Source organism: Lancefieldella parvula, assembly GCF_963530955.1.
Taxonomy (GTDB): Bacteria; Actinomycetota; Coriobacteriia; order Coriobacteriales; family Atopobiaceae; genus Lancefieldella; species Lancefieldella parvula_A.
Window position 1 is genome coordinate 1 of the sequence record NZ_CAUSFQ010000062.1, and the last position, 8,362, is coordinate 8,362.

At 46.7% G+C, this 8,362-nt stretch carries 6 protein-coding genes and 2 pseudogenes; 2 read left to right on the plus strand and 6 right to left on the minus strand.

Features of this window, described 5'->3' with window-relative positions; all coding sequences use genetic code 11:
• The 3 genes and pseudogenes from RWJ43_RS04920 to RWJ43_RS04930 form a co-directional block, all read right to left on the minus strand.
• Positions 1 to 191: pseudogene (locus RWJ43_RS04920) on the minus strand (DNA-deoxyinosine glycosylase); the annotation flags it as partial.
• Positions 192 to 193: 2 nt separating this feature from the next.
• Entirely contained in the window at positions 194 to 973 is a 780-nt protein-coding gene (locus RWJ43_RS04925; RefSeq protein WP_314008499.1) for a metallophosphoesterase family protein, read from the minus strand.
• A 6-nt stretch (positions 974 to 979) separates the two neighbouring features.
• Positions 980 to 1,942, minus strand: a complete 963-nt coding sequence (locus RWJ43_RS04930; protein ID WP_035427990.1) for a zinc dependent phospholipase C family protein — start codon at positions 1,940 to 1,942, stop codon at positions 980 to 982.
• A 433-nt stretch (positions 1,943 to 2,375) separates the two neighbouring features.
• Here RWJ43_RS04930 and RWJ43_RS04935 point away from each other — a divergent pair, with 433 nt between their 5' ends.
• Complete coding sequence (locus RWJ43_RS04935) at positions 2,376 to 3,410, plus strand: ADP-ribosylglycohydrolase family protein (RefSeq protein WP_314008502.1); 1,035 nt, start codon at positions 2,376 to 2,378, stop codon at positions 3,408 to 3,410.
• Between the two features lie 45 nt (positions 3,411 to 3,455).
• The gene (gene add / locus RWJ43_RS04940) at positions 3,456 to 4,457 is read left to right on the plus strand and encodes an adenosine deaminase (RefSeq protein WP_314008504.1); all 1,002 of its coding nucleotides are present in this window, start codon (positions 3,456 to 3,458) and stop codon (positions 4,455 to 4,457) included.
• Here the strand turns inward: add and RWJ43_RS04945 are convergent.
• The 3 genes and pseudogenes from RWJ43_RS04945 to RWJ43_RS04955 all read right to left on the minus strand — a co-directional run bounded on the left by RWJ43_RS04945 (position 4,444) and on the right by RWJ43_RS04955 (position 8,343).
• The gene (locus tag RWJ43_RS04945) at positions 4,444 to 7,047 is read right to left on the minus strand and encodes a heavy metal translocating P-type ATPase (RefSeq protein WP_314008506.1); all 2,604 of its coding nucleotides are present in this window, start codon (positions 7,045 to 7,047) and stop codon (positions 4,444 to 4,446) included. The two genes, add and RWJ43_RS04945, sit on opposite strands and share 14 nt — an antisense overlap.
• A 9-nt stretch (positions 7,048 to 7,056) precedes the next feature.
• Positions 7,057 to 7,380 carry a metal-sensing transcriptional repressor gene (locus RWJ43_RS04950; protein WP_314008509.1) on the minus strand — a complete coding sequence of 108 codons (324 nt, stop codon included), beginning with the start codon at positions 7,378 to 7,380 and terminating at the stop codon, positions 7,057 to 7,059.
• A 303-nt stretch (positions 7,381 to 7,683) separates the two neighbouring features.
• Positions 7,684 to 8,343, minus strand: a pseudogene (locus RWJ43_RS04955) (hypothetical protein).
• Between the last annotated feature and the right edge of the window lie 19 nt (positions 8,344 to 8,362).

Here is an 8,362-nt window from a genome sequence, read left to right on the forward strand (position 1 = left end):
GCAACTACGCGCCAGAATCTATTCTGAGGATTACCAAAGTAAAAGCCAATTTCTCGAGACTTGGGACTAGGCATGGATCCCAAAAGCAGCACGCGAGAGTCAGGGAAGATGATGGGGTCAAGCGTGTTCTCTACATGCGCAAGCACTGTTTTTGTACTATCGCCGGCAGGCTGTGGCATCTTTGCAGCCACAGCTACTCACCTTCTTGCAGCGGCTCAACAAACTCCTGCAAATCATCAAGGCGCAGCACAGTTACTTGGCCGTAGCCGGCTCCACCTGTAGTGCCTGTGTCAATTCCCCACTTATCGCCATCTGACTGGACCCATTGCGCAAGGCCATCAGGAGTGGTGGCACTGCGGTTCAAGTTTTTTGCACCAAAACTTGCTAACAAAGGAGTGGGTGTATGGCCACAAATTACAATAGGATACGCTGCTTCTGACGTGCGGAAATCCGTAGGATATTGCCAGAACTCTTCACGAATCCACAAAAGATCGTTTTCAGACTGCTTACTTAAGTACTGCTCCAAAGAAGCCTTATCCCAGGCGGTTGGCAAGGGAACACCGTTAGACCTTACGCCCGCATGAACCAGAACAAAATCTCTGCCTTGGACCTCAACGGTGGCGTACAAAGGAAGCGCCTGCAACCAGTCAATCAGCTCACCATATTCTTCTTCAGAAAGCGTCTTGAGCTCAGCAAGTGTTGCGTCTCCCCCGTTAATCTGCCACATGAACTGAGCTTCAATATCGGCTTCTGGGTCCAACGCTTGCAGCGCAAGCTGCTCATGATTGCCCATTAAGACCGTACAGTTAGGAAGCTCGCGAATTGTCTTAATAGTGGCAAGCGAGCTAGGACCACGATCAATCATGTCACCAAGACAATAGAACACGTCTGACTCGGTTGGATTAATACGCTCTAGAGCACGCCTAAGCGGCTCCACATGACCGTGAATATCAGAAAAAACGTACGTTGCCACAAAAACCTATTCTGTCGAACCTTCATCTGCAAGCGTCTGACCATCAAAGTTCAGATTTTGCGTAAGCTCTTTTGCAGTATCAAGATTAAAGTCTGGCGAGAAGAAAACGTCAAGTGCATACGGCACATTTGCCAGCGCATGGTCATACAAATCCCAGAAGCTCTCTTTGCGAATCTCTCCCGTGAAAGGATCAGTCCACTCATTTCCCGCCCTGTTATCAAAATCAGAATCAGAGGATTCTCTTGCCCCGTGAGAGAGTGCCTCAATCAAAGAGAACCTATTTGTACCAAAGGTACGCTCAAGATGACCAAGTAGCTTTCTCTTCTTACCTGTTGGCGAATATGCTAGATGTTGGATAATCCTAAAATCAACAGCAGCTGACGAGAAAATCCTGGTATCGGTAGGTTTTTCATACGTCCATAGCAACGCAAAGAAAAATACTCTATCCAAAACGTAAAGCGTATGCAGCGATGCCTTCAAAACCTCGCTATAAGGTCTATAGGTAGCTACCGTTTTACCAAGGTGAGCGTAAAGAATTGCTTCATCAAGGTCCTTCTCGATTTCTGCATGTACTTGATTTTTAGCAGATTCATCCAAGCCCTCTACGCCTTGAGAGATAAGCATGTTTTGCCAGTAATAGACAAAAGGATGAGCAGTGGAATCAAGCATATAGTGGCAGAGAAATCCCGCAATATAAGCGCGAGCAACCGCAACATCTTTAAGTGGCAGAGGCGCAATTGCGTCTCGCATAGAAAGAAGAAGTTCAGGCGTTTTCTCTTTATGCATGATCGACGCATATTTAGCGTAGCGATGCAGCAGCGGATCTGCTGCTAAATAAAACAGCGGATCTGGACCTTGATTGCCCAGGAGAAAAGCTTCTCGCTCCTCCATTGTGGAGAAACCAAGTTTGCCTGCAGCTATATCAAAGGCATCTTTACCAAAGAAGTCATGAGTCAAAATTGCGGGCATGTCCATTCCTTTCAGTTTGCTACCGTCCATTTTACCCAGCAATGGCACAGTGCGTTAGAGAGAATATAAAACAGCATGTAGTCACTATTGTGAGCAAGTTACCTCTAAACTCTCTTCAGCTACCGCCTACCGAATAATGAGGCCTACCCCCTGTAGCAATACTTAAATATTTGATATCTTTAAACACACTTGGGGGAGATATTTTCTGTCTGAGCCATCTAGCTTGTATTGCGACTACAAGCTGGGAAAGTAAGGATCTAAGGAGTGAGATATTCCTTACGGCCAGCAAAGAAAAAACCTGCAAAGACAGAGAATATCTAATTGAGGGGAGCAATCATGGCATGCTGCTATGAGAAGCTTATCTCTGCAGGTAAAAATAGTCTCTGCAGAGCCAAAACATCACGTTCTTCTCGCATGAAGAAGCGTGAGTAACATGAATACGGCAAGAAAAATCAAACTCTATAGGATGCTTACGGCTCTTGCCTATGGCGACGCCTATGGCATGCCAACAGAGATGATGTCACCACACCAAATTGATTTTGCGTTTCCTGATGGAGTTCAGAGTCTTTCAAGTCCTCCAAAAAATGACTTCTTTGGAAGACCTTTTACCGCAGGTCAAACCACAGATGACACCGCAAACGCAATCATTCTGACTAAAAATATTATTGATAATCAGGGGATTTTTAACCAGTCGAGCTACTTTGACGCACTAGAAAATTATGTGGCAACAGAGCCAAACGCTGCCCAGGTAGTTGGCCCTTCTACAAGAGCTGCGTTAGCCAATCGACTTTCTGGCCACTCGCTTAAAACATGCGGTCGCCTTGGAACCACTAACGGATGCGCCATGAAATGTGCGCCAATGGCTTCAATTGTTAGTTGGAAAGACAAACATGCGCTCATTAACAGCGTTACTGAGCTTGCACTTCCCACGCACGGAACCAACGTAGCTATCATGGGTGCATCAATGATTGTTGCCGCCATAAGCAGAGGTCTTTCTGAAAACTCGTTTACGGTAGAGGACGCTCTTGAAACTGCTTTAAGCTATGGACACCGAGCTCTCTACACAAAAATTGGTACACAAATGCCTATGCCTAGCATGTACCAGAAGTGCATCATGGCGCTGGAGTTCTGCGAGGGTGCCAAAAACCTTGAGGCTCCTCTAGCGGCATCAAGAGACATCTACGACTACTGTGGCTGTGGTTACGAAACCATAGAGACCATCCCTGCAGTTCTTGCAGTGGTAAAGCTCTCACAAGGAAAAGTCTCTAAAGCAGCGAGAATAGCTGCAGAGATGGGTGGAGATACAGATACCATTGGATCTATTGCCTGCGCTATTTGCTCTCAGATTCACTATGACGTTTTGCCTGATGAAGTACGTCTGCTTGAGCGCGTCAATGGATACCAGTTTGAAAAACTTGCAAACGATTTGGAAAACGCCACTTCCCTACCGTATGATGTAGCTATCTAGTTTGCGCTCTTTGCGCCATAGCATACGTTTCTTGTAGGAGGCGCCATGAGCTCTTGTGCTCTTATCGATTTGCATGTTCATCTTGATGGATCAATCCCACTTCCTGCCGCAGTTCAACTTGCAGCAGAAGAGGGGCTTGATTTCTCTTTGGCTGAGCTTCAAGAAAAGATGCAAGTCCCAGCTCATTGCCAGGATCTTAACCAGTATCTTGCTACATTTGAGCTGCCGCTCAAGCTTATGCAGTCAGCACAGGGCATTCGTACGGTTGCAAAGGCATTTCACGAGCAACTTGACGCAGAGGGCATTCTCTATGCTGAACCCCGCTTTGCACTAGGAAGCCTTACTGCAGAAGGTCTTTCTCAGCAAGAAGTTCTTAAGGCTGCTCTTGCTGGTAGAGCTGACTTCTATGCAGAGCATCCACAGTCAGAGCTCCACACGGCATACATTATTTGCGCTATGCGTGGCACAGGTAAAGAGCTTAAGCACAAAAATGAAGAGTCAATTGATCTAGCGGCAGCGTACCTTGGAAATGGCGTCGTAGCAGCAGACTTAGCAGGAGCAGAAGCGCTCTTTGCCACAGAGATTTTCTCGTCACTTTTTGCTGAAGCACAAAGAAAAGACGTTCCTTTTACTATCCACGCGGGAGAAGCAGCTGGCCCAGAAAGCATCAAGGCTGCACTTCGACTTGGCGCACAACGTATTGGCCACGGTGTTCGCTCTTTGGAGGACACAGGCGTTATCCAGGACCTTAAAGCTGCAAATGTTGCGCTTGAGATTTGCCCTACCAGCAACCTTCAGACGCGTATCTTTGAGTCAATAGAGCGCTTCCCTCTTGAGCAACTGCTTGATGCTGGCCTGACGGTTACTATCAATACAGACAACATGACCGTCTCCAACACTACCCTCTCGCGCGAGTTTGAGCTTTTGCAGCAGCACTGCGGTCTAGACAAAAATACCGCACGTGAGCTTGCTGAAAATGCTGCACGTGCGGTATTTGGCGATTCTAGCGAGAAGGACCGTCTACTAGCCTACCTTAGGCAACAGTAGCCTCATATCCTGCCTGAACAACAGCGTCAACCAATGCGCTATCAGCGACATCAGAAGAGAGCTCAACTACAGCGCTCTTCTCGTCAAGTGAAACGGTTGCCTTAGAGACACCCTCGACAGCCTCAAGAGCCTGTGTGACGTGTGCAACACAGTGCTGGCAAGACATGCCCTCTACGTTTAGTTTCTTCTCCATATAAGATTCCTCCTTCTGTGACGCGGATGCGTCGTTTGTGGACTTAGTTTGAACGTCAATGACTGGTTTTGTGTCATGAGCGTCTTGGCGAGTTGCTGAGCTGGTATTCTTTGGCTTCCAGGTACGCAGGCGCAGTGCATTGCATACAACAAAGACTGACGAGAAGCCCATGGCGGCTGCACCAATCATAGGGTTCAGTGAAATACCAAATGGATACAACAGGCCCATAGCTACAGGGATACAAATGGTGTTATAGAACAGTGCCCAGAACAGGTTTTCTTTGATGTTGGTCATAGTGGCACGAGAAAGCTCAATTGAAGTTGCAACATCAGCTGGATCAGACTTCATCAAGACAATGTCAGCGGACTCAATAGCAACATCGGTACCTGCACCAATTGCAATTCCCACGTTTGCTCGAGCGAGTGCTGGAGCATCGTTGATGCCATCGCCAACCATGACAACGTTTTCTCCAGCGTCCTGGAACTGCCTAATGTAGGACTCTTTTTGGCTTGGCAAGACGTCAGAGATTACCTGATCAACACCAAGCTCTTTACCAATGACGTTTGCCGTTGTTGCCTGATCTCCGGTAAGCATGACAGACTTAACGCCCATAGCACGAAGACGAGCAATGGTAGATGCGCTAGTTTGCTTAACCTTGTCGGCTACAGCAATGACACCAAGGAGCTTACCCTCAAGTGCAAAGTACAGCGGTGTTTTTGCCTGTTCAGCTAGCTGCTGAGCCTGGGAAGTCAGCTCTTGTGTGCTGATGCCCTCCTGTTCCATAAGACGAGCGTTTCCTGCTACAAGGCGTTTTTCGTTAACCTTTGCTGAAAGGCCTCCGCCAGCAACTTGCGAGAACTCCTGTACATCAAGAGAGCTGCCTGCAGACTCTCCTAGCTTCTCTTGAGCGTACGTAACAATTGCCTGCGCAAGTGGATGTTCGCTCTTTTGCTCAAGCGCATATGCATACTCAAGTAGCTGGTGCTCGGAAGTTCCACCTGCACAAAGTACGTCAGTTACGCTCGGCTTGCCCTCAGTGAGCGTTCCGGTCTTATCAAGAACAACCACGGTTGCTCGGACTGCGCCCTCAAGCGCCTCGGCGGACTTGACCAAAATACCATTTGAAGCGCCCAGGCCGGTGCCCACCATAATGGCGGTAGGCGTTGCCAGGCCAAGTGCACAAGGGCAGGAAATAACCAGAACAGCAACAGCGTGCGAAAGAGCAACCGCAAAGTCACCAGGAGCTACAAAGACAAACCATGCTGCAAACGTTACCAATGCAATTCCAATGACAACAGGTACAAAGATGCCAGCAATGCTGTCAGCAAGACGCTCAATAGGCGCTTTGGAGCTTGTTGCCTCGTCAACCAGGCGGATAATGCCTGCAAGTGTAGTGTCATCGCCAACAGCGGTGGCACGCATCTTAAACCAGCCGCCGGTAGATACCGTAGCACCTGTCACGGAATCGCCAACGGTCTTACTTACAGGAACGGGCTCTCCGGTAATCGCGGACTCATCGACAGATCCTTCTCCCTCGATGAGCTGGCCATCAACAGGAATTGACTGACCAGCCCTTACCACAAGCACGTCTCCAACCACAACGGTATCTGCAGGAACTTCTTGTTCAACACCGTCTTTGACGAGAATAGCAGTCTTTGGGGCAAGGTTCATAAGTGCGTTAATTGCACCTGTGGTATGACCTTTTGCGCGAGCCTCAAAGAACTTACCCAAGGTAATCAGAGCAAGAATCAAACCAGCGGACTCAAAGTACATGCCATGCATTGCCTGGTGAGCTGCAGTCACATCTCCTGCGACAAAAGCGTTTGCCATTTGATACAGACTGACAACGCTGTAGGCAAACGACGCTGCTGAACCCAGCGCAATGAGCGAATCCATATGAGGAGTGCCATGCAGCAATGAGCGGAATCCACCAACAAAATAGTGGCGACAAATAAACAGAATAGGAATGCAAAGCAAAAGCTCGGTAAGAGCCAAGTTCATCATGCCATTCATACCAGAAACAGCAGGCGGAACAGGTGCTCCCATCATCTCACCCATGGCAAGATAGAACAGTGGAATGGCAAACGCCATTGAGGAGATAAGTTCAATCCTCTTTTGCTTTACCGCCTTTTCTGAAGCATCGGTAGCATCTGCCTTAGTAGTTGCAGCAGAATCTTTTTTGTCGCTACGAGGTGTTGCCTCATAGCCTGCTTTGCTTACTGCGTCAGAAATCTGCTTGAGGGTATCTGGATTACCGTCGTAATCAACTTCCATAGAATTCTTAAGCAGATTAACGCGAGCCTCAGAGACACCAGAAACAGAGTTTGCCGCCTTCTCTACGTGCGCAGAACAACTTGCACACGTCATTCCTTGTACATCAAAAACTTTCTGATCCATAACGCCACCTTACATAAAACGCTTAAAGAGGTCCATGACCTCATCAATAACATCTGTATCACCCGACTGGATGCGGTCAACCACGCAAGACTCCAGGTGATCCTGCATTACTTCTCTTGAGATGGCCTTAACCGCAGACTCAACTGCTGCAAGCTGAATAAGGACGTCTCCGCAATAACGATCCTCATCGATCATTGTTTTAATGCCATTTAACTGGCCGATTGCACGGTTAATACGGCGAGAAACTCCACTTTTAAGCTCATTTGAGCGAGGAGTAGCCTTGTGATCACAATGACAACAAGTTTCCTGTGGTTGGCTGTCTTTCTGAGCCATCTGTCCTCCTTTGTATACCCATAGGGGGTATTAAGTACTATAAACAGTATACCCCCATACGGTATTTTTATGCAAGAAAAAACAGCGACCGAAGAAGCGTTCAGTCAGGGATTTATAGAAATCAAGTTTAACTGAGCCTTTAAACGGTACAAAAGAAGAAACGACCACACAAAAGTAGAAATACTCCTGTGTGGTCGCTTTCTTGTGCCTAGTTATATCGCATACCAAAAAGTATGTGAGCTAATCATAAGTTGCTGTATCTTCAACTACCATCAGCAATGACTCATTTGAAACAACATCAGCTTAATTCACCGTATTCGGTTCATAAGTGGTAAATGAACCACCAACACCAAAGAACTTCTCAAAGAATGATTTCAGCTTATCAATGACACCCTGCTTCTTAGTAGTTCTGTTGCCACCACCGAAACGAGATATAGGGGGCATTAGCTTATCTATATCCGTACCTGTTGTTTTGATTTCACCATCACAAAAGGCAGTCTCAATGAACTTCCTTGTTTCAAGCTCTTTAAGTTTTTCTTCCTTAATAATCTGAACAAGTTCTTCTTCTCGTTTTTTAGCTACATAATTGTGCCATTCAGTCATAACATCTTCAACATCATTAATACCAGAAATAAAGGTTTCAATAAGTGCTTTCTTGCTACGAAGCTCCGGACTGGCATCAATAGCCTTTTTGATTGTGACAAGTACTTCTTTATCTTCGCAATGGCTATCATGATACTTCTTAACGAGCATAAGGATATAGTCGATATTGATTTCTATCTGCTTAATAAGTTAAACTTCAAAGACAATATCATCTATAATATCTGTGCTTTCACCATGTTTGCGTCTTTCGTTCCATTCATCACGCAAATCTTGATACCTGCCGAGATAATCCTGTAAATCACGTTCAGAAATCATCTCTTTACCTGAAAATTCATCAAATGCAGACAATAGATTTCTCATGCGTAGAATTGCACCAAAT